Origin of the sequence: Microcoleus sp. MON1_C5 (assembly GCF_036701875.1) — a bacterium.
Classification (GTDB): domain Bacteria; phylum Cyanobacteriota; class Cyanobacteriia; order Cyanobacteriales; family Microcoleaceae; genus Microcoleus.
Genome location: NZ_JAUBRN010000035.1, coordinates 47,130 through 73,739 on the forward strand (window position 1 = coordinate 47,130; position 26,610 = coordinate 73,739).

A 26,610-nucleotide genomic window follows, 5' to 3' on the forward strand; every position below is an offset into this window, starting at 1 on the left:
GAATCTGCCCAAGCGTTATGTTTTTACCCATCTTAAGGGCTAGAAGGTCTGCCGATGCTGTTTCAACCTTTAAACACGATTGCTACTCGAATTGCTCGGGCAGTTGCTCTTGGTGGGTATATGTCCTCCCCATCTCAATCTTCTCAATTTAAAGGCTCGCTGACCCGCGAAACCTTAATTAAGATGACCCTTCGCATCGCTACGATCGTGGTCATCTCAACGGCGATTAGTTATTGGCATTTGATTTCGCACTTGGAATCGCAAACCCTGGGACAATTAGAAAAATATATCGTGCAGCGAGGACAGCGAGAAAGTACGCTTTTTAAACTCGCCCAAGATAACCATGCGATTTTCAAAAGCGAATTTCTCGCTCGACTGCAAGAACTGGGGAACGACGATCCGCAACAGAGATTCGATCGACTCTTTGAAACGCAAGCAGATGGAACAACTCGCCTGCGTCCAGAATTTTTCTACGGTCAGAAAACTGCAGACGGCGCGATCGAAAAAAATACCTCTGGCATTATTGGCAAAAACGTCAAAATTACGCCGGATTTGCGCCGTCGGATGGTCGTAGCCTACGATTTGATAAACAGTTACGGTCCAGCTTGGAGCAATCGCTTCATCAACCTCTACGTTTCCACTCCCGAAAACATCAATGTCGTTCGCTGGCCCGGAACTCCTTGGGGATTAGATGCTAATGCTGACATAGATATGACTCAAGAAGAGTGGGTTTACGTTGCAGATTTTCAACATAACCCCAGTCGAAAAACCGCATGGACGGGCTTGTATTACGACGAGGTGGCAAAAGCGTCAATGGTTTCTTGCGAAACGCCCGTCGATATTAACGATCGCCATTTAATTACGATCGGACACGATATTTTAGTCAACGAACTGTTCGATCGCGCGATTAACGAGCGCCTTTCCGGAGCCTACAATCTAATTTTCCGCGAAGATGGCCGTCTAATTGTTCATCCAGAACGCATGGCCGAAATTCAGCAAAAAGGAGGTCTATTCGATATTTTGACTTCCAGCGATCGCCACATTCAACAAATCTTTAAGTTGGTCACAAACGCGCCGTCGGGTCAAATTGTCCTGGAAAATACTCAGGATCGGGAATACTTAGCCATCACTCGGCTCGAAGGACCCAACTGGTATTTTGTAACCGTCTATCCTAAAGCACTTCTGTCGGAGTTGGCAGGCGATACCGCTCGCTTTATTTTGCTTCTGGGAGGGCTTTCCTTGCTGGTTGAAATTACCGTCCTATTTTTCGTCTTACAACAGCAAGTGGCTCAACCTTTAAAAAAATTGATCGAGGCTACCGAGAAAGTTTCGGCGGGCAACTTTGACACTCAACTCAACATTGCCCGACAGGACGAACTCGGTCGTCTCGCTTATTCCTTTAATACGATGGCTCGGGAAGTGCAAACTCGCGAAATGAGTCTTCAGCAAGCTAACCGACTCAAAGACGAATTCCTAGCCAATACCTCCCACGAATTGCGGACTCCTCTCAATGGAATTATTGGCCTGGCAGAATCGCTCATCGACGGTGCAACAGGAGAGTTACCGTCTGCAACTCATTCCAATCTCGCCATGATTATCTCCAGCGGCCGCCGTTTGGCAAGTTTAGTTAATGATATCTTGGACTTTTCAAAACTGCGCCACAAAAATCTGGAACTGCAACTCAAACCTGTCGATCTGCGATCGATTGCTGATGTGGTTCTTACCCTGAGCCAACCTCTCGTTGGTGGTAAGGACATACAACTGGTAAATGCTATTCCAGAGACTCTTCCTCCCGCCAACGCCGATGAAAACCGCCTGCAACAAATCTTCCATAATTTGATCGGTAATGCCATCAAGTTTACTGAAAGCGGGACAGTGGAAGTTTCAGCAGCAATGGTCGAGCGATCGGGAGGAAACGAGGCAGATCGGGACAAAGAACAACTTGCAATTACTATCTCCGACACGGGGATTGGCATCCCAGAAGATAAATTCGATCGCATCTTTGAATCTTTTGAACAAGCTGAAGGTTCGACCGCGAGAGAGTATGGAGGAACGGGTTTAGGACTTGCTGTAACCAAACAACTCGTCGAACTTCATGAGGGGAAGATTTACGTCAAATCGGAAGTTGGGAAAGGCTCTCAATTTACCGTAACTTTACCGATTGCTCGCGGTTCTGCGGCACAGAGTCGCTCCGTTCCGGCAGTCTCCGAGAGTCAAAGTTCGATTTCGTTAGCAACGCAAAACGTAACATATCGCCAAGACTCGATCGAGGGGAACAAACCCACGATTAAGGTTTTGATTGTCGATGACGAACCGATTAATCGTCAGGTTTTGATTAATCATCTTTCTGTGTACGGCTACACCATTACTCAAGCAAGCAACGGACTGGAAGCGATCGCGCTGATGGAAGGCGGTTTAAAACCCGATGTCGTTCTGCTGGATGTGATGATGCCCAAAATGACGGGTTACGAAGTAACGAAAAAACTACGAGAACGCTTCTCCAGCACCGAACTGCCGATTTTGCTCCTCACGGCTAAAACTCAAGTTCAAGATATTGTTATGGGTTTGAATATCGGGGCCAACGACTATTTAGCGAAACCCATCGCTAAAGATGAATTGATTGCTCGCATCGACACTCAAATCAATATGCGTAGCTTGAGAACGGAAAACCTGCGCCTGGCTGCCGAACTCGATATCGCGAAACAACTGCAACAAATGGTGCTGCCTAAAGCTGAAGAACTTCAAGCCATTGCAGGGTTAGAAATAGCTGGTTTCATGGCACCTGCTGATGAAGTAGGTGGTGATTATTATGATATACTTTATACTGATGATATTGTCACTATTGGGATTGGTGATGTCACGGGACACGGACTCGAAAGCGGAATTTGGATGGTGATGACTCAAACGGCTGTCCGCACCCTGAAAGAAATTAAAGAACTCGATCCAGTGCGTTTTTTAGACACTCTGAATCGCACAATTTATAAAAACTTGCAGCGCATGAACTGCGATAAAAACTTAACCCTAGCTATCCTCAACTATGCCGAGGGCAGAATCAGTATCAGCGGTCAACATGAGGAAATAATTGTCGTCAGAAAAGGCGGTCAAATAGAACGGATTGACACAATAAATTTAGGGTTTCCCATTGGGTTGGATGACGACATTGCCGATCTAATTAGTGAGGAATTGGTGGAGTTAGAACCGGGGGATGGGGTGGTCTTGTACACCGATGGCATCCCCGAAGCTAGAGATATCGATCGCAAATTCTACGGATTGGAAAGACTGTGTGAAGTGGTGGGGATTAATTGGCACTTGAGTGCCGAACAAATCAAGCAAGCAGCCATTGATGACCTGCGGGGATTTATTGGAGAACAAAAGGTGTTTGATGATATTACTTTGGTGGTTCTCAAGCGCACGGATGAGAAGAACGCACAGAGTTCGGAGGGATCGCTGGCTGTTGCTTATAATTAAAAATACTTATTATTTGCGATCGCAATTCCGCTACTATCGTTGACCTACAATTATTCGAGGAAGGAATTGGAAGATGCGATCGATGAGCATTTAGCTGACTTTCCTGGTGGTGAAGACTGGAATTAAGAGATTTAACCGCAGAGGGCGCAGAGAACGCAGAGGGAGCTCCCAGAGAGATGAATAATTCCGATGAAGCGCGGATTTGATATTACTTAGGGCAATAAAAAACCTCAGACCCGCAAGTCTGAGGACCGGAGTTCCTGAAAATCGTCACTTAGCAACATTGTCGCCAATTAACAGCACAAAATACAAGAGGGGTGAAACCCAGCACGGCAGCTTTTGGCTTTTACAGGAGTATTCGCTGTGAGAGATCGAAGCGAGATATATCAGCAAGCGAGCGGTCACGTCAGCGCTCCTAAAAAACGCTTTTTATGAAATTGGGATGCTCGCAAATTCTCCCTTTCTCCACTTGCCAGCTAGGGCTCATACTACTGCTTTTTAGCTTCTACCTTTTAGGTTAGGACGGCAACCTTTCTTCCATCGGAATATAAGGAGCACCGTGAGTCCCCGTATATATTTGAGTCGGGCGGTAAATGCGGTTTGCCTCTAGCTGTTCCTTCCAGTGGGCCAACCAGCCAGCAACACGGGCGATCGCAAAAACCGGCGTAAACAAGTCCAGCGGAATTCCCATTTTTCGGTAAACCAGACCAGAATAGAAATCTACATTTGCATAAATTCCTTTGTGACCCAATTTCTCTTCAACCACTTCTTCCAACTTGACAGCAATGTCGTAATAATCGTCGTGGCCGAAGTTCTCAAACAACTGTTCTGCTAACCTCTGAAGAATAGTTGCTCTCGGATCTTTCACCTTGTAAACTCGGTGACCGAAGCCCATGATTTTGTCCTTATTTGCAACACTCTTCTCGACAAAAGCCCGCACGTTTTCTACCGAACCAATTTGCTCCAACATATCAATCACTTCTTCATTAGCTCCCCCATGCAGCGGCCCCGCCAAAGTGCCAACTGCTGAAGCAATCACTCCGTAAGGGTCTGTCAGCGTCGAAGCTGTTACCATTGCCGAAAATGTAGAGGCATTAATTGTATGTTCAGCGTGGAGAGTCAGACAAGTGTCAAAAATGCTAGCTAACAGCGGATCGGGTTCTTGCTCGTTGAGCATATAAAGAAAGTTAGCCGAGTAGTCCAAGTCATCCCTCGGTCGCACCGGGTCATTTCCCCGCCGCATTTGCTGGAACGCTGCTACCATTGTGGGAATCTTAGCTAGCAGCCGCACTACAGCTTCTCGAATGTATGCTGGGTTAGCCAGAGCTCTGCGGGAGTAGAACAAGCCCAAGGCGGCCGCTGAAGCTTGCAGGGCGTCCATGGGATGTCCTCTTTCTGGAAAGCATTTCATCATGTCCCGGATGCGATATTTGATCCGGCGGTGATAGCGAATTTCATGCTCGAAAGCTTCGAGTTCTTCCTTTGTCGGAAGTACCCCCCAGATTAATAAATATGAAGTTTCGAGAAAGGAGCTTTTCAGTGCCAGTTCCTCGATGCTAATCCCGCGATATTCCAGCAACCCTTTTTGTCCATCGACGTAGCTAATGCTGGACAAGGTGGCGGGAACACCTTCTAAACCTGGTTTGAATTCGCCGACGACCATTGCGATACCGTTTTGTGTGAGTTCAATCTACTAAAAGTACATTACCAGAAACGAAGATAGTGTCACAGTGTTGACAAATAATCATTTAATTGGGGTTCAGAAACCGGGTTTTTCAACAGACAGCCCGATCGCACCGCTGCGTATTGTCGCCCCTCAAACCCGGTTTCGCCGTCCCAGAATGCGGTTTTAAGAGGGCTGGCGCGTCCTGTTAATGTCGGGGCGGTTCGCTGTTTCTAGTGCAGCAAAAACTTGGGCGGAGTCAGCCAAAACATTTGGCTGCGGCCCACTGGGGAGCCGGTCTCCGGGAGGATTAAGCCGATGATACCTGCTTTTTTGAGAATCAGGGCATCTTGCGATCGAGCCCAAAGCAAAGTTTCTGCCCAGTGGCCTAAGTCTGGTTGGTGGCCCACCAGGGCCAAGCTGCGGCTACCTATTTCCTGCCACTGTTTGTACCACTCCAGCCAGTTTCCGATTTCTCCTGAAGGTGCCAGGGCGCCGGATTCTTCTATTTTGGAACTCAAATCGGCTGTTTGCAGGATTTGGGCGGTTTGCTGCGCCCGCAGTAGGGGACTGGTGAGAATCAAGTCAAACTGAATTTCGAGTTCGTACAGCCGTTGGGCAATTTTCCGGGTTTTACGATTGCCCTCTTTAGTCAGCGGGCGTTCTGAGTCTGTATCATATTCTTCGGGCTCGGCTGCGATACCGTGACGGATCAGATATAAATCCACTGTCGCTGTCCTTTTGATAGCTGTGCGATGGCTACGCCCCGGCTTACGCCTACGAACTTATGGGTGAAGTTTGGCGCGATCGACATCTTTTGCCTATTCTACAACTGCATTGAAATCTGCCGCCGTCATCGGGTTTGCGCTTTTGTAGCGATCGCGCCCTTGTCGTTTCGCATCGTACAATGCTCGATCGGATGCGGCTATCAGTTCATCCGGCGATTTTTCGCAGCAGGGAATCACAGTCGCAATTCCCATGCTCACAGTCACGATCGAGCTCACATCAGATTGCTCGTGAGGGATTCCCAAATCTCGGATTGCCTGACGCATCGACTCAGCAACCGCGATCGCCCCTGCAGCATCCGTACTCGGCAGGATAGCAGCAAATTCTTCGCCCCCATACCGCACAAACAAATCGGTGGAACGCTTAACCGCGGCTGCTGCGGCTTTCGCGACTTTCACCAAACAAGTATCCCCAGCTTGATGTCCGTAGCAATCGTTATATCGCTTGAAATAATCTACATCCAACATAATCAACGAAAGCTGTTGTTTGGTCTGCATCAGCCTATGCCATTCCGACTCCAATCGCTCATCAAAACAGCGGCGGTTTGCTACTTGTGTTAACCCATCTGTCGTAGCAATTAATCTTTCTCGTTCCGCCCGGTGTCTTAGCATCTCATCTGCCCGCTTGCGTTCTGTAATATCAGCAAAAGTCGTCACTACTGCATAGGGTTGAGACTGATTGAGATGGAACAGCGGTTGCGAATTAATGGAAATCCAAGTCAGCGTTTTATCCGATTTGTGAATGCCCATCACCACATTCGATCGCCCTTGTCCCGTGCGTAGGGTGAGGATTGCCGGATGCTGTTGGCCCGGGAACGGTTGGCCATCCTCCCGAACGATTCGCCAGTCTAAATCTACGGATGTGCGCCCCATCATTTGCTCGGGGGTCAGTCCGAGAATTCTTTCGGCACTAGCATTACACGCAGTAATTTGTCCGTTTGCTAGCTGGAGTACGACACCTTCTGTCATGCTTGTAATCACAGAACGATACCGTTCCTCGCTTTCCTGCAATTGACTCAGGAGAATGTTTTTAGCATCAAACTCTGAAGCCAGATGCAGGCTGCTTGCCAGAAACCCGGCCATCAGTTGTAAGGTATGAATATCTGGCTCTGTAAAGGCACAGGGTGTAGCTGAAACAACTTTTAAGACGCCAACCCGATCGTCCTGATAGAACAAGGGAACAACCACCAGTGACCGGATACCAATGCGCCCACAGGCAGCCCGATCCACCCGTGCATCGGTTTCTGAATCCTCGCAAAGCATGATTTGGCCGGTCGCAATACATTTTCCCGATAAACTTGTCGCTACTTTGATCCGTAATCCCACATAGGCGCTGGCGATACCGCTCGCCGATCGATACACCAACTCATCCCCTTCAAGCATTTCAATCACGGCCCCATCGGCGCCGATCAATTTTTGAGTTCGATCGGTAATCACCGCCATCACTGCATCCAGGTTAGGATTGCGGATGGCGATTTCCTGTTGGGTGGCAATCACCACAGCCAGACGCTGGAACTCTTGTTGTAAGGCTGCTTCTGCTTGCTTGCGATCGCTGATATCCTTCATAAAGCAGTGATGCCCGATCGATCGCTCCTGCGAGTCGTAGGCTGCCAACAGCACCACCTGCTTGTAAAAGATCGAGCCATCTTTCCTGATACCCCGGGCCTCAACCTCCACTCGGCCCTCGGCTAGCATTTTTTGATAAGCCGCCATCATCCTGTGGCAATCGTCGGGATGAACTGTTTTCTGCCAATTCATACCAACCATTTCTTCAGGTTGATAACCTGCTATATTCGCGTAGGCTTGATTAACGGTGATGTACTGTCCGAAAATATCCAGCCGCGAGATGCCTTCGACGGCATTAGCAAGAGCTGTACTCAATTCTCTGAGTTCTGTTTCCGCCTGAACAAGATCTGTAATGTCTTGGGATGTACCAAACAACCGAATGACTTGTCCCTCTGCATTGAGTTCGGCCTGTCCTCTGGCTTCGATATGGCGGATAGAACCATTCGGGAGCAGGATTTTGAGCCGCAATAGATAAGGCACTCCGCGAGTGAGCGCTCGTTGAACTACCAGGTGTAGCTCTTCGGCACTTTCGGGATGGTAAAGCAGCAGGTTTTCTTCATAAGTAGGTTCGCCCAGGGCCCGGGATCGTCCCACAATCTCGAATAGTTCGGGAGACCAGGTAATTTTACCCGTAATCACGTCGCATTCCCAGCTACCCATGCGGGCAACCCGCTGGGCTTCTGACAACCGGGTTTCACTCTTTTGCAGGGCTGTTTCTGTCTGCTGGCGGTCGGTAATATCCTTTTCGTTGACGAGCAACATCGGGTTGCCTGTTACCGGGTCGTCGGTACACCGCACGTCCATCCCGTGCCAGCGAATTCCCGCCAGAGTCATCACTTGAGCTTCCGTGCTAAAGACCTCACCGGACTTAAGAACTGCCATTGCTCGCTCTCCTACCTGAGAGTCAACAAAGCGGCTTAGAAAAGCATTATCTGTCGCAGAGCCAGGGTGCAGCGCCTCCCCGTAACAGCGCAAGGCCGCCGGGTTTTGCAGCAGCGGCACACCTTCGAGAGTGTAAAGCGAAACCATGAGCGTGGTGTGTCGGAGTGCCTCGATCGATCGCAGGGTTTCTGGTTCGATTTGATGAGCGGTTTCGACCGTACCCTCGACCAAGATTGCCAAACGCCCATTATCAATCCTGATGGCAGAACACCGACAGCCGACAGAAACAGGCTCACCGCCCGGATAAAACGTCCACTGCTCGGACAAGGTTTGGCCTTGCTCAAACTGTCGCACATAGGCCTGCAAGCGAATCCGAGTAGACTCTGACAACATATCCCTAAAGTTGCGGCTCGCGAGTTGCTGCCGCGTGGAAGCATCCCACAGATACAAGGATGCTTGGTTTGCCCACCGCATTTGCCAATCCTCAATATCAAATATCCAGATCGGGTTTTGCAACAAGTCAAAGGCTTTGAGGTGGACAATATCCCCGCTCAGGGAACAGGCAAACTCTGGTTGGAGACAATTTTGATGATGGACTCTTGGCGCGCTTTCTGTATTGGGATCAGTTTGATTCGGTTCTGTTTCGAGTTCCGGCGGTTGATTTGACCCCAGCACCGGGCGGTGAGATTCCAAGTGCCGCATCCTGAACCCGATGTGCATTGCAACCTGTTGCAGGATCTGAACGTCGAGAGGTCCCCACTGACGCGGACTTCGGCAGTGATGAGCAATCAACAGTCCCCAAAGCTTCGGAGATTGCTGCTGTTTGTCATCTAGCAAGACTGGCGCAACTAAATTTGCCTGAACTTGGAGGCGATCGAGCAATTCTACATAACAAGCTTGAAGATGAGCGCTGGGAATATCAGAAATGCTGCTCGTTTGTCCCTGGCTGTAACGCTCTACCCAGGTAGCTTCCAAGCAAGGAGCGTAAATCTGTTTTCCTAGGATTTGCGGCCACTGGGCATCAACCGATTCAGCCCATACTACGCCATTTCCTTTTGGTAGGAAGCGATAAATAATCAGGCGATCGGTTTCCAGCAGCACCCTGGTTTCTTCTAGCGCACATTGCAAAATTGTCTCCAGCTCCACGAAATCGTTGATGTGAAGTGCAATTTCAGATTTTTTTTCTATGATTTTCTCTAACGACCAAGAGAAAGTCTGTTTTGTAGACATCTCCGTGTTCCTTTTTTTTTAAGCTATTTGTTACTATTCTACCCCGCAACAAATAAATATAATATTTTTTTCAATCAGAAGAATCGGTTTTTGGGTTTATCAAAAAAAATACTTGACTTGTGTTAAAAAAATTGGTAATACTACAATTCGTTGTTTTTGGGAAGTTAGACAATAATCTAAACTCTGCTGTATGTGTTTTGCCTTTTCTACGGCGTTTATTTTATAATTGCGATCGGAAATCTCCTGCACCAACTATAACAAATTATGATTGAGTTAGCTAATTTATAATTAAATACAGCACTTTGCGTGACTAAGAGGTACAGTAACAGCAGTGAGCAAAATAATTTCTGATTTGCTTACTTGAACATAATTTCACTCCCAACTCCAAGAGTTTTTCCACTATTTGTACACTTTTAGGTATGAATCTCCTGAGCAATGCCTTTAGTTCCCACCATAAATGTTCTATTGGATTAAATTCTGGTGAGTACGGTGATAAATACACTACTCTTGCTCCCACTGCCTCGATCATTTCTTCCACCCCTTCTACCTTATGTACTCTCAGATTATCCATTACTACTACCGCTCCTTTCCACAATTTCGGTGCCAGTTCTTCTTGCACAAACTTCAAGAATTCTTCTCCGTTTATCGATTTTCCCATTGTTTTCATCGCGATTACTTTCTTCTGGCTTATTGCCCCAACTACTGTTACCCTACTTCCTCTATAAAATGGCTTTATATCGTAGACTCTTTCTCCCTTCATACTTCTAGCTCTACCCCTCATCATCCCTAGCAATACACCCATTTCATCCAAAAACACGAGATTTTCGGGGGCGACATCCCTGATTTTTTCCCAATATTCTATCCGCTGCTTTTTTGTACTTTCTTTATCGGCTTGGCTGCTGCGTATGGTTTTTTTTTTACGGTGAGTTTCTGTTTGTGCAGGAATCTGCACATCGCACTTTCACTCAACCTTACTCCTGTTTTGTCCTGCCAATACTCACAGTATTCGGCTAACGTGTAATCTGGATGTTCTACTACCATCTCTTTGATCTGCTCTTCCTGACCAAAGAGTTGGCTCGGTTTCCCCCCTTTTGCCTGACGAGGGAGTAATTTTCCTGTCTCTCTTTTTCGTTTGAGTAGTTCCTGTACCGTACTTTTACTTACTTGGAATCTTTCGGCTACTTTCCGAACAGAGGTATTGCCTGCTTCGTAGGTGTTAACGATCTTTTGACGCATATCTAGGGAGTAAGCTTTCATTTTTTCTCCTTCTTGTCACCTCTATTATTGTACCTAATCGTTAAGCAAAGTGCTGTATCAAAAAAATAACCCTGTAGAAGTTTTATAATTGAATAATTATGTTGTGAATTTTAGTAAACTAGAGTCCACTCAAGTTTTTCCCACACCGGGTTTTTTACTAAAATTATTCGTTGCATCCCTTGACAATAGTTAAAATACCCGATTTTTTTGGTGTGTATTTTTGGAAGATGGGGATAAAATTTATTAGTGTTAGCCCTGAGAACTTAACCGGATTTTTCAACCCCGTTACTTCGTTCAAACTGACATCTTGCACCATTTTAAATAAACTTTTTATGCCCGGGTTCTCATGCCCGACCCCTACTACCCACAAGAAAATTTAATTTTTTTGGAATCGGCCGGAAAGCCTGTTCATGACAGAGGTGCGCTGGGCGTGAGTTCCAACCCTCAATAAGAGTTAAAAAACGAGGTTGATGAGAGTTGAAGTGCGGGCAGGACTGATTGTCAAATTGAGATTTTGGCCGAAACGAGAAAAAAACGCGACAAAACCTGGTAGCAACCGGAGGTCGAACCCAGCATCGCATTTCCCGACTGGTGTTGGAATCAAGACCGCACCTAAAAACTGCCGAGTTAATGATCGTAAACAGGATTGTCTTTAGGACTAATTAATTTAAGCAACTTTTGCTTGATCTGAGCATCGAATACTTCCCATTTGTGCCTTGCATAATCGCTATTTTCATTCCCGCCCGAAAGAAATCCCACCGGAATTTCAAAACCTCCTGCTTGACTTCTGCCACCGCCAAAAAAGCGTCCTTGAGCATCTTGTCCGAAGGCTTCTTTAATGAATTCGTCGGGGTCGAGAGTGAGTTTATTAGTCCGCAGCGACCCAATTACTACTTCAATCTCCTCATCTTTGTCGTGAACAATTGCGTAAACAACGGCTGTATGTACGTTCTCTTCTGTTACTAAAAAGTCCGCCGCTTGGGGAATAGAATCCCGATCGTCATAGCGGAGGTAGCCGATGCCGGCGATCGAAAAATTATTCTGGACAGTGCGGTGTTTGAGCGATCGCTCGATCGCGTCCATCACCCACTTAGAACGAGACGACTGCAACACCGCATTCAGCAACTGCGGGTCGTAAAACCGGCTCAAATAAGCCGCAGCTAAAAAGTCCTCCTCCTGAGCTTGTCTGAGGGCGATCGTATCCGATCGCAAACCGTGCATCAAAGCTGTAGCGCACTTGATGTGGAGGCTGACGCTGCCGTCGAGAGCTAAAAGTCCAGACTGTAAATACTCGGCAAAAATCGTGGCTGTAGCGCGGATTTGAGGGCGCAAATCGATAAATTCTGCGTTCATTTCCCCCTGCAAATTGTGGTGGTCGATGACGGCGGCGATCGGAACTCCAGCCGCTAAAATATACTCGGTTAAATTACAAGTCGTCCCTTGATTGTCGATGAAAGCGCAGCCCTGAAACACCGACAAATCCTTAGTTTTTAATGTTTCCACCGTCCACCGCTGCAACGGCAACCCTGTCAATTTAACTAAGGCAATATTTTCTTGGTGGCTGAGGGCGCCGGCGTAGATAATTTCGCATTGGATATCGTACTGTTCGGCAATTAATTTGTAAGTCCAAGCGCTTGAAAGTGCGTCGGGGTCTGGAAAATCTTGCAGCAATATTAATTGGCGATTGCCTTTGTGCCGATCGAACATTTGGCGCAATTGCTCGACTTTGCGATCGTGCAATTCCTCGCGGATACGGCCGCGATTCTCTTCGGAAGCAACTTCGGCTTTGCTGCGCCGTTTCGCAGGCGCACTCGCTGGGGGTACAACCTCGCTGCTGGTATCAAGTTCACCTTCGCGGTTGCCCGATGTTCCATCGGAATTGGTAAGGGCGTGGTCTTTCATCATTAAAAATTAACAATTTAACTATTTCAGGATGTGCGCGACATTCTATCTTAAACCCGGTTTCTTTGTAGATGCCTCGTTGTCAAAGCCAATACTTCTGACGAGAAACCGGATTTAAGAGCGTAAATTCTCTCTTTAATTTTTTAATTCATGCAGAGAGTGTGTGTTGCGAGGAACGAAGCAATCTCATAACTAACAACTCCTGCAAAAAACCCCCGCGCTTGCGCTGACAGGGGTTTTAAAGGCCTATTACATATTTTTGCCATTCTTTGTGCATACCGCTCTTAACGTGTTTAGTGACTTCAAAATAAAGACCGCTGTGAGGTTTCCTAGGCGGATAGCGCAGCGGCATTCCCGCTTCTTTCGGCGTGCGGCTGCCTTTATTGACATTGCAGCGGACGCAGGCGGTGACGAGGTTTTCCCAACTGTCGCCTCCTCCGCGCGATCGGGGAATTACATGATCGAGGGTTAAATCGTCCCCCGTATAACTGCAGTATTGACAAGAGTGTGCATCCCGATGCAAGATGTTCCGGCGGGTCAGCGGAATATCTTTATAGGGAACTCGGACATAATGCCGCAGTCGGATCACAGTTGGTAGCGGGAAGTTTGGCGCAATAAATTTCCCGTTGTGTTCTACCTGTTCTGCTTTTCCTTTCAGCAACAAAACTACCGCCCTTCGCCAATTGGTGATGTTAAGGGGTTCGTAGGAGGCGTTCAGCACCAGAACATTGCCCATTGTTGATTATTAAAGAGAATATTTTTTTCGATATTAACACAGGTTCCACTTTAGGTGGGACGGCTTCAGGAAGAGCGAGGCTCAGCAAAAACCGCACCTTTACCCTATTCCTTCGCGCCTGCGCCCCCTATGGCTGCATCTATTTTCTGCCGTCCGTGTTTCTCAGGGAGCTTTTTTCCCGGAGTTTTGGCTTAGATGAGGCCAGTGTGTGCGATCGGCAAAAATTTGCAAAATAAATTTTATTTTTTTCTCTAAATGCCTAATCTTCCCGGCAACAAACAGTTTAACTTTTTAGACTATTAGTAACCTTAAATGAAAAAGCTTATTACTGCTCATGAAATTTCGGCTCTTGAAGTCTGCTTTGAGCGCGTCAATTATTGCCCTTGCTGCTCCGATTTTAGCAAACAGTCCAGCCTTTGCCCAAGCGCCTTCATTCTTTTGCGGCGCTGCTGGCGGCCGCCCAGCTACAATTGCTGTCCAACAAGGCAAAAATATTCCCGTCATTTTGTGGCTAGCTGATAACTATTTCAATGAATCAGGAGAAGATGCGATTACTCGGTGTACCAGAGTCTCAGGAATTCTCAACAACTCGCAACCGCAAGGAAGCTGGGATAATATTGTCACAGCAGGTGCATCCACCACCGGTCAACTAATTATTTGTGCAGCTAATCCTCAAGACGGTTCCTGTAGATTATTATATCAAGTACCCAAAGGTCAAAATCCCGAACAAGCCCGACAAGAACTCTTAAAAAGAGTTACAAATCCTAATGTAAGTGTTTCACCTGTTAAAGTAAATTGATAGTCATAAGTTATTAGCTACAGGTAGAGACACGGCAATGTCCATTGGTGTCAACTTAAGCTTTTCGTCTGCCAGTCCTCCCGCTCACCCGGCAGTCCGCCAGGCAATTAATTCCCTGTCTAATAGCTAAAGTCCTCTCAAAGAGGACTGAAGAACTCATTAGTCCTCTTGAGAGGACTTTAGCTTTGAGGCAGGGGTTTCAACCCCTGTCGGACTATCGGTTTAACGTGAAGTTGACACCTATGGGCAATGCTGTGTCCTACGTGCTAAAGTCATGTATGACCCTACTTGCAGATAGTTGAAACTCTGGTAAAATACTTCGGTTGAGTGGTGAAAAAATTGCAGCTTTGCTTTAGCAATTCTTCTAACCCTTCAACCTGCCTCAACCAGACAGTGCCGTTGCTTCCAGCTACAGCAATTTGCTTTCCGTCTCGACTCCAACTGACACTAACAACATTCTCCTCGAACTCAAATTGAGCAACCTGCCGCCCCGCTAAATTCCACAGCCGTACAGTCTTGTCAATTCCCACTGTAGCAAGCCGTTCTCCGTCGGGACTAAAACTAATTGATTTCGCATCAAAATGCAAGGTTTGAAATTCCTTAACTAATTCTTTTTGTGACAGATTCCACAGCCCAACTTTGCCATTCAATGTTACTGTAGCAAAGCGATACTGGTGTTGAGCCGGAGTGAAACTGAGCCCAATTGCCTGAATAGGCAGTGTTTTTTTCAGCTTGCCCGACAAATTCCAAAGTCGCACTGTAGATTTGCCATCTAAAGTCGTTATGAAATCGCCGTTTGGGCTAAAATTTACGCTTCTCACTAAGCCGTTGTGACCTGGGAGTTTCAGGCTAGACGATACTAATTGTGGCAGTTTAGACAAATCCCAAATTGCAGCATAGCTGTCTATCCCTGCCGCCGCTAATAACTTTCCGTCGGGACTAAAACTGATGCTGGTAACAGAGCCTTGAATTCCTTTCAAATTAGAAATATTTTTACCTGATAAATTCCATATTTTAACACTGCTGTCCCTTCCGGCGGTCGCTAAAAAATTACCGTTCGGGCTAAAACTTACCATATTAACTGACTGCTGTAAAGCTTTCCATTCAGCAATTTTTTGCCCGGAAAAGTTCCACATTCTAACTCGACCGTCTATTCCTGCGGTTGCTAAAATTTGCCTCTTTGGGCTAAAAGCGACGCTGGTAACTGCACCTTTATGAGCTTGCCACTTTATCTTTCTTTGCGGACTTAATGAGGCTTTGAGCTGCTGTGTTTCACTAATTTTATCGAGAATAATTTGTAAGGCTAACAGCGGTCTAGTTGCCGGGTATTGTTCTAGCTTATGTTTGTTCTCAACCAAGGTTTTTAATTTTTTCCCGGAGGCGATCGCCCTCAGTAAAGCTTCTGATAAAGCTTCGCTGTTTTCTGTCTTTTGAGAAACAGCCAATAATAAAGCATCGCTGCCATTTTGTTCGATTTCAATACTTGCTTGTGCTAGTTTAAACCGCTGGTAAGCGAGAGTTGAAAAGCCGATCGCCGCCAGTAACGATGCTGCCAGTACCGCAGAACCTATGCCGATCCACTGTTTGGCTTTTTGTTTGGCAGAGTCAGCTTCACTCCAAGCTTTTTCGGCATCCCAGACAGCTTTTTTGGTTTCTAGTGTAGCTGAATGCAGCAGTTGATTTTGGTCGCTCAAAATAACTTTCTGGCTGGCAGTCAAAAACTGAAAATCTTCGTTTCTCAAACTTTTTCCTGCCGCCCAAACTAATGCTGCCTGCAAATCATCCCCTCGCAACAGTTGGGAATCATCTTCACAGCTAGAATTTAGCCAGACTTTGATGGCTTCCGAGTAAGGCGAGAGTTTTTCTAATTTTTCTTCAATTAATTGTTTGTTAAATACAGCTTCATAAATAGGATTAGAAATTGTTAATTTTTCCCCCCGCTTAACGATTAATCCGCTTAATCGCAACTCCATTTGTTCGGCACTACCATCGGGGACAATTTCAGTTTGTTCTAAAATTTGCTGATACAATCCCAGTCTCCTGACAATGCGCTGGTTTTCTTTGAAAAGCCGATCGCGAATTGTGGACAAATGTTCTGGGACATCCTGAGATTCCCAATTCTCCACTATTTTCAAGCGCACTACCTTTTCAACCCACTCTTGAGAAGAGTGAATTTTATCTTTCTCCCCACCTTGGCGAGGGGGGGCTGCATCTTCCTCCCCCCCTCGCCAAGGGGGGGCTGGGGGGGGTAAATTCGGGATTAATTCGGCATTTTCCAACAATAGTTTGCACAGCTTTTGAGTCAGGAATGGCTGCCCGCCCGTCCAATACAAAACCTCTCTCAAAACTTGATTAGGGCAGTTTGTAAACTCTGCCAACCCCGCTGCTAGCGGTTGAGCTTCTGTTTGGTTAAAACCAGTTAATTCGATCGCCTTGCCAATATTAAAAGGGGTATTGCTGCTGGCATTTTTCTCGCGGCACAAATCCGTCGGCGATGCTACGCCTAAGAGGGCCCAAGTTAGGCGATCGAACTCTGAATTGTTGGCGCGCTTGTTGTAGCACGATCGAATTAAGGCTAAAAAATCGTCGGCGGGAAAATCTAGGGCGAGAATGCTGTCGATTTCGTCAATAAAAATGACAATATTGCTGGAAATGTTGGGTAGCAGTACGGTTTCGATGAATTCGCTCAATCTTTGAACCGGGGTTAAAAAATTGCGATCGCGCCACCAAGTCCGCACGTTGACAATATCGGACAGGTTAAAGTTATTTTCGAGAATGCGTAGCAAACCAGCATACCACTGTTCGGGAGTGACGCCGCGGTTGCCAATTTCCGAAATGTCGATCGCAGCACAAGCAATTCCTTCATTTCTCAGCCTCTGAATTGTCCGCACCTGCAAGCTAGATTTGCCCATTTGCCGGGAATTCAAAACATAGCAAAATTCCCCGGCTTTCAATCCGTTATAAAGGTCGTCGTCGGCTTGCCTCTTGACATAATTCGGAGCGTTATTTGTCAAACTCCCACCGACTTGATAGTAACTGGGCTTTGTGGTAAAATTCATAAAATAAAAAAGAACATTCGGCGGTTTAAACCGCTCAAGAGTCAAACGAAGTCCCTCTATAAGAGACTAAATAATCGAGGGCTTATTATAATTTTGTATGATTAATTGTACCACAATAAATGAATATACTTAATTAAATCTCAGATACAAATGGCTAAAAAAGTTGCTAGATGAGCATTTTTCCTTCTTCCTTCTTCCTTCTTCCTTCTTCCTTCTTCCTTCTTCCTTCTTCTTACAGCATGAAAACTGATTGGACAGGATATAACGACGACAAAGACAAGTTAAGAGCTGAAATTTGGTCTTTGCTGAAGCTCCAAGCCGCATCTATTGGCGATCCGTTTGGTCATATCCCCAACTTTGTCGGTACTGAGTTGGCGGCCGAAAGATTGGCAACTTTACCAATATGGCAACAAGCAAAAACGATTAAGTGCAATCCAGATTCGCCACAAATTCCGGTGCGGATGCGAGCTTTGCAAGATGGAAAACGCCTGTATATGGGAGTACCGCGATTGACAGACGAGCGCTGTTTTGTAGAGTTAACTGCTGAGGATTTGCAGCGGCAAAATATATCTATTGCCGAAAGTGCGATCGCCCGCAAAGCACTGAGTTGCGGAAAATTGGTAAGTTTTGCAGAAATGGAGCCAATTGATTTAGTAATAGTCGGCTGCGTAGCCGCAGGGCGCAACGGTGGAAGAACCGGGAAAGGTGCAGGTTTTGCCGATTTGGAATTGGCTATGTTGAAGGAATTCGGGTTAGTACAAATCGATACGCCAATTGTCACAACAGTGCATCCTTTGCAAATAGTCGCCGATTCGCGTTTACCAATGCAGGCTCACGATTGGGCGCTGAATTGGATTGTTACTGCTGAGGAGGTAATTGAAACTCATACAACTTATCCGCGTCCAATGGGGTTAAACTGGGATAGTATACGGCCGGAACAGTTGGAACAAATTCCAATTTTGCGAAAGTTGAGAGAGCAAGACTAGATAACGAGTTTCTTTGGTAAACTTGCCTATAGTTTACTATTCTAAAAAATATGAAAGTTATTTTGGGCGACATCACAAAACTTGAAGTTGATGCAATCGTGAATGCTGCAAATACCAGTTTACTTGGGGGTGGCGGAGTAGATGGAGCAATACACAAAGCAGCAGGTTCAGAACTTGTTCGCGAGTGCCGATTGCTTGGAGGATGTAAGATTGGGGATGCTAAGCTAACTAAAGGATATAACTTGCCGGCGCGCTTCATCATCCACACAGTAGGGCCAGTATGGCGGGGAGGTAATCATGCAGAACCTGAACTCCTGGCCGAGTGTTACCGCAAGTGTATGCAAATCGCCGCCGATCAAGGGTTAGAGAGTTTGGCATTTCCTTGCATTAGTACCGGCATTTACAGATATCCTAAGGCTCTAGCAGGTGAGATTGCAGTGAAGATATGCTCAGAACAAATACAAAAGAATGGTGGTTCTCAAAGAGTAATTTTTTGCTGCTTCGATCGAGAGAATTATGAAATTTATGAGAGGCTTCTATCTAACTACAGTCTGAGGTAGTGAATTTAGTTAGGGTTTTACCCTAGTCTTAATATCTACATTTTTTACTATTTATTTAACGAACCGCGAAGGCGCGAAGGACGCGAAGTAAGAAAGAAGAAGAAGAGGAAGAAGGTAATTTCATGATATATCTACTTTGTGGTGAACACGCGCCATGCAATGAAAGCTGTAAAGGCTAGATAACCAAACACGGTTATCCAGTCTAGCCAATTATCGGATGTTATCAAAAAAATATCGTTCATCGGTATCATTCCCCTGATTATTACTTACCGCACTTACGCACAAAATTTTACACGATCGCGCTCAAGTGCGATCGAAAATATTGCCGATACAGTTCGCACCTCGGCACGCACTCGTTCCCCTGCAATTTCACCAACCCCAAACTTTCCAACTTAAACGCCTGCATTGGCTTTAATTGCACGGGATTTTCTGCCTGTGCAATCTCTCTCATCCCCTGGGCCAATTCTGGATATTCTTCTAAATTCCACAGTTGCCGGCGCAAATGGTCGCTGTAAATTCCCGCATCTGCGATCGCAGTTTCTTTTAATTCATCGAGTGTCAAACCCGATCGCGAAATGTGATATAATGCAACTCGCACTAAATACGGATGTCCGCCGACAAGGGCCATCAATTCCTCAACTTTCGCGTCCGACCAATTCAACTGGTGGCGCGCTGCTAAATCTTGTATTTGCTGATGGTTGAATTCTGGCAAATCTACTGGCAGCCCGACGTTGAAAGGCGATTGATTGATGTTCATTGGGATGTAAACTTCGGTGGAGTGAACTACAATTAATCGCAGTTTTTTCCATATATCGCGCCGCTTCGATTCTTCGTGCCACGCCCGCAGCAGTCCTAAAAAGTCTTCGGCAATGTCGGGATATTGGAAAACGCGATCGATCTCGTCTAATCCTAAAATTAAAGGACTGTCGATTTGCGGTAAAATGTATTTTTCAAAGTAATCTTTGCAGTTGACTTTGCTGCCAAAAATCTCGTCCCAATAATCGTCTAATTGATTGGGTAAGTGCAACTCGCGGCCGACGTAAGCGCAAAACCATTTTAAGAATTTATCTAAGTTGGCAAATACGCCTTTATCTACTAACTGAAAAGTTAGTGGCACGGTGCAATAACCTTGACGGGCGCCGTGATGCAAAATTCTTGCCATCAAGGAAGTTTTGCCCATTTGTCTCGGTGCTTTGATTCTAATTAACGCGCTGGGCTGCACAATAGTTTGATAGCAGTTTTCTTCGATGGGCGGGCGTTCTACATAAAATTGAGAAGCGACATCGACTTGTCCTCCCGGTAATTCCGGTTCGGCGGCGGGTAGAGGTATTTCGTCGCTGCTAATTTCTAATAGCTGTTTTTGCGTTAAATCTTCCGTTTTTTCTGTGACTGGTGCGGGTTGTTCTGCTAGCAAATTCAGAACTTCTTCGATAATAATTGGAGTGTCGGCGGTGGTTTTCCATTCCCTCTGTTTGATGCGGTACAGATAGCCCCGCAAGTCGTGATTTAGAGGCGCGTTCAGGGAAAAACCGACGCGGATGGGGAGAATTATTGGTTTTCTGTCAGGGCGGGAGTCTTGCAGTTCTTTTGCTTGCTGAACTTGATATGTTAGTAGTTCGCTTTGGTTTCCCGTTGGCGGCAAAAGTATCAGCAAATAATCGCATTCTTGAAGGAATAAATTAATGCGATCGAACCAATTATCTCCCAATCTAATGTTATTTTCTGCTGTGAAAACTGTATGACCGATCGCGCTTAAGGCTATTTCTAACTGTTTTCCTAACTCGCGATCGGGTTCGGCGCTGCGATAACTGACAAATACTTTAACAATTCTGCTGCTGGTGCCTGTTTCCCCCGCTGGTGACAAATTGTCCAGCTCGTCTAAATTTTCCGGTTCCTCAAGTTTAGCCGATCGGTGGTCGCTAGCAGCCAGAGTCATTTCAAAAGCCGCGAACAACTGTCGAATTTTACTCAAATCCGCACCTTCTCTACCCTGCTTAATTTTGCTGACTGTATCGGCACCGACACCAGACTCAGCCTCGATTTCAGTCAGAGTACCTCTAATGTTATTTCGGTCAGACCATTCTTGGAGCGCCTCGTTAAGTTTCTTTAAGCCAGAGGCAGTGAGAATGCGACCGCGATCGCGTTTTGACTTGAGCACTTCGCTTGCAGTGAAAGGGGAACGAATCTAGAAATTTTAACGCCTTAAGTTCCTATTTTGGGGGATTTTAAGGGAGATAGTCCGCGAGGCGGAATTTAAGAAATTTTACGGTCAGAGGTTTTTTGGGCGATCGACTCCTCAAACTCTGTCCTGATAACGGCTTCAACAGTTGAATATATTTGACGAGAAAAAGTTTTTCTTAACTCCCCAATCTCCGCCGCTAATCACCGCTTAACTTTTTAGAGTAGATACACCAAGCAAAAAAGGAGCAGCCAAATGAGCAAAATCTTACACAGACTGGCAATGGCCGCTTTGGGAACCGCCGCCATTTTCACAATTAATACACTTAATAATTTAACAGAAGCATCAGCCGCTGGTAAATTTGACCAACCAGAAATTTATCAAAACACAATTTTTCCACTTGGTGTACCGGGTCAGTTGCATAAATAGAGCAATTCATTGATTGATTGATTTAATTGAATTAAGGAGAAATTATGAAGTCTACACTGTGTTCGCCACAACCTATAGCTACCAAATCTGACTCCGTTGACGCTGATGCGATCGATGCCTGCACTGCACTTGCATGGATGGAATTGGTAGCATTAGATGCTAGCGCTCTCACGGGGGATGATTGGCTGGCTTTGTGCGATGATATAGATAGCGGGGAAATCTACCGCTGCTGGTTTTTGTGGCGCGATCGCGAAGTTAGCGGTAATTGGGAAGCTTACGATCCTTTGAGCGATCGCCGATTTGTTGCTAAAGGAAAAGTGTTTCTAAAAGCCGCGATCGACTCGCTCGAAGATGCTAGAAATCGAGAAGTCGCCTAACTTGAATTCCTCTCAGGTGAATAAAATTTGTGCCTGCACAACAAGAATTCTGCCAAGAGAATCCGCCAGTGTACAAAGTTTTGTCGGCCTGCGCGATACTGGAACAAAAAGGGGTAATAGAACCGGATTTGATAGGAGTGCCGGAAAGGGAATACTCCCAAAGAAAATAAAAACATTACGGCTGCGGGCAAGAGTTGACTGTATGATGCTAGGTGCTTCGTCTCGAAAGCGGTTGATAACGTTTTTCCAGTCGCTTTCTTGCTGCAGCCGTTAAACTCTTTCTCTTCAAACATGACTCTAAAACTGCGATGGCTGTTGCCGGCCGCCCTTAGCCTTTTCTCGATCGCCCTGCCCGCAAAAGCTGATACCCTAACATCTTGGCACTTCGATCCCAGGGGAAATCAGCTCAATTTAACCACAGATTCAGGAGTTCAGCCGGAAGTCAAACTAATCGCCAATCCTACCCGCTTAGTAATTGACTTACCGGGAATAGTCTTGGAGTATCCCGAAAGTCCTCAAAGTTACAACTCAGCTATTCAACAAATTAGAGTCGGGCAGTTTGACAGCGGAACTACGAGGTTAGTAATACAATTAACTCCCGGTTATAAGTTAGACCCGCAAAAAGTCCGAGTCATTAGAGAATCTGCCACGCGCTGGTCATTTCAGTTGCCAAATCCCGAGCAAATAGCCAGCAACGAGTCTTTTATACCCACAGCTATTACCAGCGTAGAACAAGCAGCAGGTCAAGTTACGCCCACTGTTTCGCCGGGAAATCAGAGAAACTATTCTACTGATTTGGTGATGTCAACCGGCTCGGAAATGACAGCCATCAAGCCTCAAATCGAAAGTGCGATCGAACAGTATAGATCCCTGAGCGCCGGAATGTTTTTTCTGGATTTAGATACAGGAAACTATTTGGATATCAAGGGCGATCGAGTATTTCCGGCCGCGAGTACCATCAAATTACCAATTTTGATTGCTTTTTATCAAGATGTAGACGCCGGCAAAGTTAGCCTAGACGAAACATTAGTTATGAAGTCCGACTTAGTAGCCAGCGGTTCTGGCACTATGCAAGACAGACCAAATGGCACTCGGTTTAGCATCAGAGAAACCGTATATAAAATGATTACCATCAGCGACAATACAGCCACCAACATGATTATTGAACGTTTGGGGGGAATTGCTAAACTCAACGAGCGTTTTCGCAGTTGGGGATTAACTGATACGATAATTCGCAATTGGCTCGGCGATTTTCAAGGAACAAATACCACAAGTTCTGTGGATATGGTAAAGTTGCTGGCGATGCTATCTCGCGATAAATTAGTGTCTGAATCGAGTCGGGAACAAGCTTTAGAATTACTGCGGCACACAACAACTAGAACGCTTTTGCCTTCCGGGTTGGGGCCGGGAGCCGTGATTGCTGACAAAACCGGAGATATCGGCTTTGTAGTTGGCGATGCTGGAATTATTGATATGCCCAACGGCAAGCGTTATTTAGCCGCAATTTTTGTAAAACGTCCTTACAATGACCCGATTGTGAGAGATTTTGTGCGTCGGATTTCGCGGATTGTTTACAATTATTTAGACCAACCTGCGGCGAAAGTACCGGATAATTTGCGTTGATGAGACAATTCGGCGATTGAAATCGCTACTAAACAAACAAAGTCCGCCTTCGCGGACTTGAAGAGAAGATTTTTAATGAGTAATGACTATTCTTTGCGCTCGATGGCTACAGTCAAATGAGCCACAACTGCTCCCACTGTAGCAAGTACAGCAGCAATTGGAAAGACTACTGATCCTGCAACGCCACCTACTAATCCCGCCATCAGCGGAATGTCTGCCAAAGTCCGCCCTTGCGAGTTTTTGATGACGAGGCGGCGGAGTTTTCCTTGCTGAATTAGTTCTTTTACTTTACCAATTAGGCTGTCGCCGCTAATCTTAAATTCTTCCACTCTGACTTTTTCCTCTGTTGCAAATTCTGAGGCGTATAAAGGAGTTTCAACTGTTTGGTTGGCTGAATTTCCTGCCGCTGCTGTTTCGTCTTGTAGAATTGTTACTTGTTGTTCTTTTTGTAAGTTCATTTTGTGTAAGGGCGGGTGAAAACCAGCCGTTTAATTTCTATACTCTTATCTTCGGCGATCGCACTTGGGAATGACAGGCAAGGAAACCCTACAATGTGCATTCGTACTTTCCACCCCCGCCTTTTTACTCAAAACTTTATTTTTGTCTGGTTAGAGCGGGGCGGGTTTATCTATTCCTAAAGATAGAGAAGATTTTGTTGAAACAACCCGTCTCTAGATAAAAGTAAGGTGCGTACTGCCAGCCCGGGTCTTGGTGGCGACTGTCGGTTGAATCTTTAAGTTGGACACCAAGTGAACTAAAGTCAGGGAAAATTATTAAAATTAAAACTTTATATTTCTAGAATGACTTCAAAACTGATTGCTATCTAGGCACAATCGACCTATGTCTTGCAATGCCAGTTCCCAAAAGCATCCCAGAGATAGCATCGCATTGGCGAAGCACAATAAAATCAGAAACTCAAACCGAGTACATCAACTAACATCTGAATCAAGATATTAAATTGGCAGATTTACCTCCATTGCTGGATACGAGTCAATTTCATGTCAGCCATGTATTTAAGCAGTCGGCACATCCCCCTACAAATACCCGATCGCCCAACGGGTAAAACGGGCAAAGCAATTGTTGAAATTTTCTAGATCGATGATGGACATTGCCGTATTGGTGTGAATTTAACAGCCACAGCTATTCGCAGCACACAGTTTTGGCAATTTACGGGGATGACACCGAGAGTCGGAGCGATCGTGGAGTCAGGCCGAGTTTGGTTTTACAGGTTTGAAGCTTTACACTTCGTGCTCAAGCGGGTTGTCACACAGCAGAAAACTAAACATAGGTTGCTAAAGTTCTGACGTGAGCAGTAGCGGCTGCAACTGTAACTGGTAATCTGTAGCCACCTCCGTGAGTAGAGAGAACTTGACATCCACATCTCTTAGCAAAATCTAATACTATTTCCGTCAGTTTACAGAAATCAGCATTTGTCCAATCTGTGATTCCCTTTCCACAATCATCTCTGTGTGAATCATAACCCGAAAAAATTGCAACTAAGTCAGGTTGCCAGGGAAGGTTTTCTAGAGCTTCCTCAAAAGTGCTGATACTCTGATGCCCGCAGTAGAATCTGCCAGTTATACCCTCTGACTCCAAAACTTTCACAGGAAAAGATTCACTAACGATCGGAATGTTACAGTGTCCCACAGCTTCGGCAACAGTTGTTGTTCCAACCTTCAAGTCTGATGCTTTAGCCATGTAGAGATCGACGCCACTATGAATGCTAATACAATAGATGCTGCGATCGTTGATAAAGATTGACTGAGTTCCATCGCCATGATGAATATCCCAGTCAACAATCAATACTTTTTCAAATCCTTGGGCTTGAGCATATCGAGCAGCAGCAGCAAGAGGATTTAAGAGACAGTAACCGTGTCCCCAATTAATATGAGCGTGATGCCCAACCATACTGAAGCAGTAAGCGCGTTCTAGGTTTCCCTGTTTCATTTGGTCGATCGCTTCCATCATTCCTCCCAAACCGTAGAGATAACCGGGCAAACAATACTCCAAGCCTTGACATTCAATACTCAATTCTGGTAAGGATATGCTGATTTCATCCAGAGGTCGATCGAGGGCTTGCAATATAATTTTTTGAAGATATTCGCGACTGTGAACCCTAAGATAATCACTTATGCTAGCCTTTCTTAAGGGTAATGCAGGATAGTTTTGCAGAGATTTTTTAAGAGTCTGTCTAACTTGGTTGTAGTAAGTAAAAGAATAGCCCGTAAAAGAAATTTCTTGAATGAGTTGGGAAGTACAAAATGTTTGTGGGTGCAGATAGGTGGCAAATCGCATGGCTTTATTTCATCCGTAACGAGCAAATACACTGCTTCCAAGGAATTCAAGCATCATATCAAATCCGGGTTAGCTACCCCCTCGCTCGTGGGGAGAACAAAACTCACTTCTTGCGATCGCCAGAGAATCTACCAGCTTGCTATTTTTCCCTCAGCAGGATTGTCATATTCCTGCTGAGGGGTAGCAAGCCAAGACTTCCCGATCATAAAATGTGCAAAAAAATCATAATTTCAGTTAATTAGTGAAAACCTTGACGCAGATTCAAGCAGCAAAATCCCTGGAAATCGAGCGCTCTAAAATCACTGATTTGCTGCGTGGCAAACTATCTGACTTTTCAATAGATCGCCTATTCCGGTTCTTAAACGCGCTGGGTAGTGATGTGGAGATTCGGGTAGCAAAACCTGAACCTGATACTCAGGCTAAGACAAGGGTGATTGCTATTTAGGCACAATCTAGCGAGGGTTTGCAATTTGTTAGCCTACTCGCTACCGACAGCTAGATTCTGTATTTCTTCTTCTCAATATAATTATCAATATTATTCAGCATATGAGTCAGATATTTAACCAATTTATCTTTGTCATCAACTAACTTGCTCCAAAGTATTGGACTCGATGCATCACAAAACGAAACATTTCCATGTGCCAAATCGCATCGTATCTTAACCACAAAATTCAGAATTTCATCGATTTCTTTAGTCGCCACTCCTAAATTTCCAAAGAAACCGTACATATCGATGAGCTGACGGGGTGACAACCCAGTCAAAAGCATTGCCAGTAGCGGATTGAGACAACTTAAGGTAAAAAAAGATGGGGTC

20 protein-coding genes are annotated in these 26,610 nt (G+C 45.7%); 8 read left to right on the forward strand and 12 right to left on the reverse strand.

Translation table 11 applies throughout. The annotated features are described in order from the left end of the window. Positions 1 to 54 precede the first annotated feature (54 nt). Positions 55 to 3,468, forward strand: coding sequence for a SpoIIE family protein phosphatase (locus QUA71_RS17915; protein WP_333286971.1), 3,414 nt, complete (start codon positions 55 to 57; stop codon positions 3,466 to 3,468). A 517-nt stretch (positions 3,469 to 3,985) separates the two neighbouring features. Here the strand turns inward: QUA71_RS17915 and QUA71_RS17920 are convergent. The 7 genes from QUA71_RS17920 to QUA71_RS17950 form a co-directional block, all read right to left on the reverse strand. Next, on the reverse strand, positions 3,986 to 5,131 hold the full coding sequence (locus QUA71_RS17920) for a citrate synthase (protein ID WP_333218689.1): 1,146 nt from the start codon (positions 5,129 to 5,131) through the stop codon (positions 3,986 to 3,988). 233 nt (positions 5,132 to 5,364) lie between these two features. Continuing rightward, positions 5,365 to 5,859 (reverse strand): phosphohistidine phosphatase SixA, encoded by a 495-nt coding sequence (sixA, locus tag QUA71_RS17925; protein WP_333286973.1) that lies wholly within the window; start codon positions 5,857 to 5,859, stop codon positions 5,365 to 5,367. 93 nt (positions 5,860 to 5,952) lie between these two features. Then, positions 5,953 to 9,594, reverse strand: a complete 3,642-nt coding sequence (locus QUA71_RS17930; RefSeq protein ID WP_333286975.1) for a diguanylate cyclase domain-containing protein — start codon at positions 9,592 to 9,594, stop codon at positions 5,953 to 5,955. A gap of 310 nt (positions 9,595 to 9,904) precedes the next feature. Then, positions 9,905 to 10,546: an IS630 family transposase gene (locus tag QUA71_RS17935; protein ID WP_333286977.1), complete on the reverse strand. Its 642-nt coding sequence runs from the start codon at positions 10,544 to 10,546 to the stop codon at positions 9,905 to 9,907. Then, positions 10,453 to 10,851, reverse strand: a complete 399-nt coding sequence (locus tag QUA71_RS17940; RefSeq protein WP_333286979.1) for a transposase — start codon at positions 10,849 to 10,851, stop codon at positions 10,453 to 10,455. The genes QUA71_RS17935 and QUA71_RS17940 overlap by 94 nt, the downstream gene beginning before the upstream one ends. 627 nt (positions 10,852 to 11,478) lie before the next feature. Continuing rightward, positions 11,479 to 12,756 carry a bifunctional oligoribonuclease/PAP phosphatase NrnA gene (locus QUA71_RS17945; protein WP_333286981.1) on the reverse strand — a complete coding sequence of 426 codons (1,278 nt, stop codon included), beginning with the start codon at positions 12,754 to 12,756 and terminating at the stop codon, positions 11,479 to 11,481. A 235-nt stretch (positions 12,757 to 12,991) separates the two neighbouring features. Further along, complete coding sequence (locus QUA71_RS17950) at positions 12,992 to 13,489, reverse strand: HNH endonuclease (protein WP_190659271.1); 498 nt, start codon at positions 13,487 to 13,489, stop codon at positions 12,992 to 12,994. A gap of 334 nt (positions 13,490 to 13,823) precedes the next feature. Between QUA71_RS17950 and QUA71_RS17955 the strand changes: the two genes are divergently transcribed. Further along, complete coding sequence (locus QUA71_RS17955; RefSeq protein WP_333218685.1) at positions 13,824 to 14,288, forward strand: COP23 domain-containing protein; 465 nt, start codon at positions 13,824 to 13,826, stop codon at positions 14,286 to 14,288. A gap of 284 nt (positions 14,289 to 14,572) precedes the next feature. Here QUA71_RS17955 and QUA71_RS17960 read toward each other — a convergent pair whose 3' ends face one another. Next, the gene (locus QUA71_RS17960; RefSeq protein WP_333286983.1) at positions 14,573 to 17,347 is read right to left on the reverse strand and encodes an AAA-like domain-containing protein; all 2,775 of its coding nucleotides are present in this window, start codon (positions 17,345 to 17,347) and stop codon (positions 14,573 to 14,575) included. Positions 17,348 to 17,517: 170 nt separating this feature from the next. Here QUA71_RS17960 and QUA71_RS17965 point away from each other — a divergent pair, with 170 nt between their 5' ends. Next, the gene (locus tag QUA71_RS17965) at positions 17,518 to 18,333 is read left to right on the forward strand and encodes a 5-formyltetrahydrofolate cyclo-ligase (protein ID WP_333286985.1); all 816 of its coding nucleotides are present in this window, start codon (positions 17,518 to 17,520) and stop codon (positions 18,331 to 18,333) included. A 50-nt stretch (positions 18,334 to 18,383) separates the two neighbouring features. Continuing rightward, a complete protein-coding gene (locus QUA71_RS17970; RefSeq protein WP_333286987.1) occupies positions 18,384 to 18,893 on the forward strand; it encodes an O-acetyl-ADP-ribose deacetylase in 510 nt (169 codons plus the stop codon). Between the two features lie 289 nt (positions 18,894 to 19,182). Here QUA71_RS17970 and QUA71_RS17975 read toward each other — a convergent pair whose 3' ends face one another. Next, positions 19,183 to 21,051, reverse strand: a complete 1,869-nt coding sequence (locus QUA71_RS17975) for an AAA-like domain-containing protein (protein ID WP_333286989.1) — start codon at positions 21,049 to 21,051, stop codon at positions 19,183 to 19,185. Positions 21,052 to 21,327: 276 nt separating this feature from the next. Between QUA71_RS17975 and QUA71_RS17980 the strand changes: the two genes are divergently transcribed. The 3 genes from QUA71_RS17980 (at position 21,328) to QUA71_RS17990 (ending at position 23,501) form a co-directional block, all read left to right on the forward strand. Further along, positions 21,328 to 21,501, forward strand: a complete 174-nt coding sequence (locus QUA71_RS17980; RefSeq protein WP_190659259.1) for a hypothetical protein — start codon at positions 21,328 to 21,330, stop codon at positions 21,499 to 21,501. Between the two features lie 44 nt (positions 21,502 to 21,545). Continuing rightward, positions 21,546 to 21,878: a hypothetical protein gene (locus QUA71_RS17985; RefSeq protein WP_333286991.1), complete on the forward strand. Its 333-nt coding sequence runs from the start codon at positions 21,546 to 21,548 to the stop codon at positions 21,876 to 21,878. Between the two features lie 291 nt (positions 21,879 to 22,169). Further along, on the forward strand, positions 22,170 to 23,501 hold the full coding sequence (locus tag QUA71_RS17990) for a serine hydrolase (protein ID WP_333286993.1): 1,332 nt from the start codon (positions 22,170 to 22,172) through the stop codon (positions 23,499 to 23,501). A gap of 86 nt (positions 23,502 to 23,587) precedes the next feature. On the opposite strand, the gene QUA71_RS17995 is transcribed toward QUA71_RS17990, so the two are convergent. After that, positions 23,588 to 23,959, reverse strand: coding sequence for a DUF4342 domain-containing protein (locus QUA71_RS17995; RefSeq protein WP_333286995.1), 372 nt, complete (start codon positions 23,957 to 23,959; stop codon positions 23,588 to 23,590). Between the two features lie 820 nt (positions 23,960 to 24,779). After that, entirely contained in the window at positions 24,780 to 25,796 is a 1,017-nt protein-coding gene (locus QUA71_RS18000) for a histone deacetylase (RefSeq protein WP_333286997.1), read from the reverse strand. Positions 25,797 to 26,037: 241 nt separating this feature from the next. Between QUA71_RS18000 and QUA71_RS29285 the strand changes: the two genes are divergently transcribed. Continuing rightward, complete coding sequence (locus tag QUA71_RS29285) at positions 26,038 to 26,241, forward strand: helix-turn-helix domain-containing protein (protein ID WP_445243798.1); 204 nt, start codon at positions 26,038 to 26,040, stop codon at positions 26,239 to 26,241. 50 nt (positions 26,242 to 26,291) lie between these two features. On the opposite strand, the gene QUA71_RS18005 is transcribed toward QUA71_RS29285, so the two are convergent. Then, positions 26,292 to 26,610, reverse strand: a 319-nt coding sequence (locus QUA71_RS18005; RefSeq protein ID WP_333286999.1) for an MAE_28990/MAE_18760 family HEPN-like nuclease, incomplete at its 5' end; no start/stop codon positions are given.

Bases quoted from the DNA above. Each gene is read 5' to 3' on its own strand.
- QUA71_RS17950 (WP_190659271.1), bottom strand. From the start codon at position 13,489: ATGGGCAATGTTCTGGTGCTGAACGCCTCCTACGAACCCCTTAACATC.
- QUA71_RS17985 (WP_333286991.1), top strand. From the start codon at position 21,546: ATGAAGTCTACACTGTGTTCGCCACAACCTATAGCTACCAAATCTGAC.
- QUA71_RS17990 (WP_333286993.1), top strand. From the start codon at position 22,170: ATGACTCTAAAACTGCGATGGCTGTTGCCGGCCGCCCTTAGCCTTTTC.
- QUA71_RS17995 (WP_333286995.1), bottom strand. From the start codon at position 23,959: ATGAACTTACAAAAAGAACAACAAGTAACAATTCTACAAGACGAAACA.
- QUA71_RS17940 (WP_333286979.1), bottom strand. From the start codon at position 10,851: ATGAAAGCTTACTCCCTAGATATGCGTCAAAAGATCGTTAACACCTAC.
- QUA71_RS17980 (WP_190659259.1), top strand. From the start codon at position 21,328: ATGAGCAAAATCTTACACAGACTGGCAATGGCCGCTTTGGGAACCGCC.
- QUA71_RS17930 (WP_333286975.1), bottom strand. From the start codon at position 9,594: ATGTCTACAAAACAGACTTTCTCTTGGTCGTTAGAGAAAATCATAGAA.
- QUA71_RS17965 (WP_333286985.1), top strand. From the start codon at position 17,518: ATGAGCATTTTTCCTTCTTCCTTCTTCCTTCTTCCTTCTTCCTTCTTC.
- QUA71_RS17970 (WP_333286987.1), top strand. From the start codon at position 18,384: ATGAAAGTTATTTTGGGCGACATCACAAAACTTGAAGTTGATGCAATC.
- QUA71_RS17945 (WP_333286981.1), bottom strand. From the start codon at position 12,756: ATGATGAAAGACCACGCCCTTACCAATTCCGATGGAACATCGGGCAAC.
- QUA71_RS17920 (WP_333218689.1), bottom strand. From the start codon at position 5,131: ATGGTCGTCGGCGAATTCAAACCAGGTTTAGAAGGTGTTCCCGCCACC.
- QUA71_RS17960 (WP_333286983.1), bottom strand. From the start codon at position 17,347: ATGAATTTTACCACAAAGCCCAGTTACTATCAAGTCGGTGGGAGTTTG.
- QUA71_RS17955 (WP_333218685.1), top strand. From the start codon at position 13,824: ATGAAATTTCGGCTCTTGAAGTCTGCTTTGAGCGCGTCAATTATTGCC.
- QUA71_RS18000 (WP_333286997.1), bottom strand. From the start codon at position 25,796: ATGCGATTTGCCACCTATCTGCACCCACAAACATTTTGTACTTCCCAA.
- QUA71_RS17915 (WP_333286971.1), top strand. From the start codon at position 55: ATGCTGTTTCAACCTTTAAACACGATTGCTACTCGAATTGCTCGGGCA.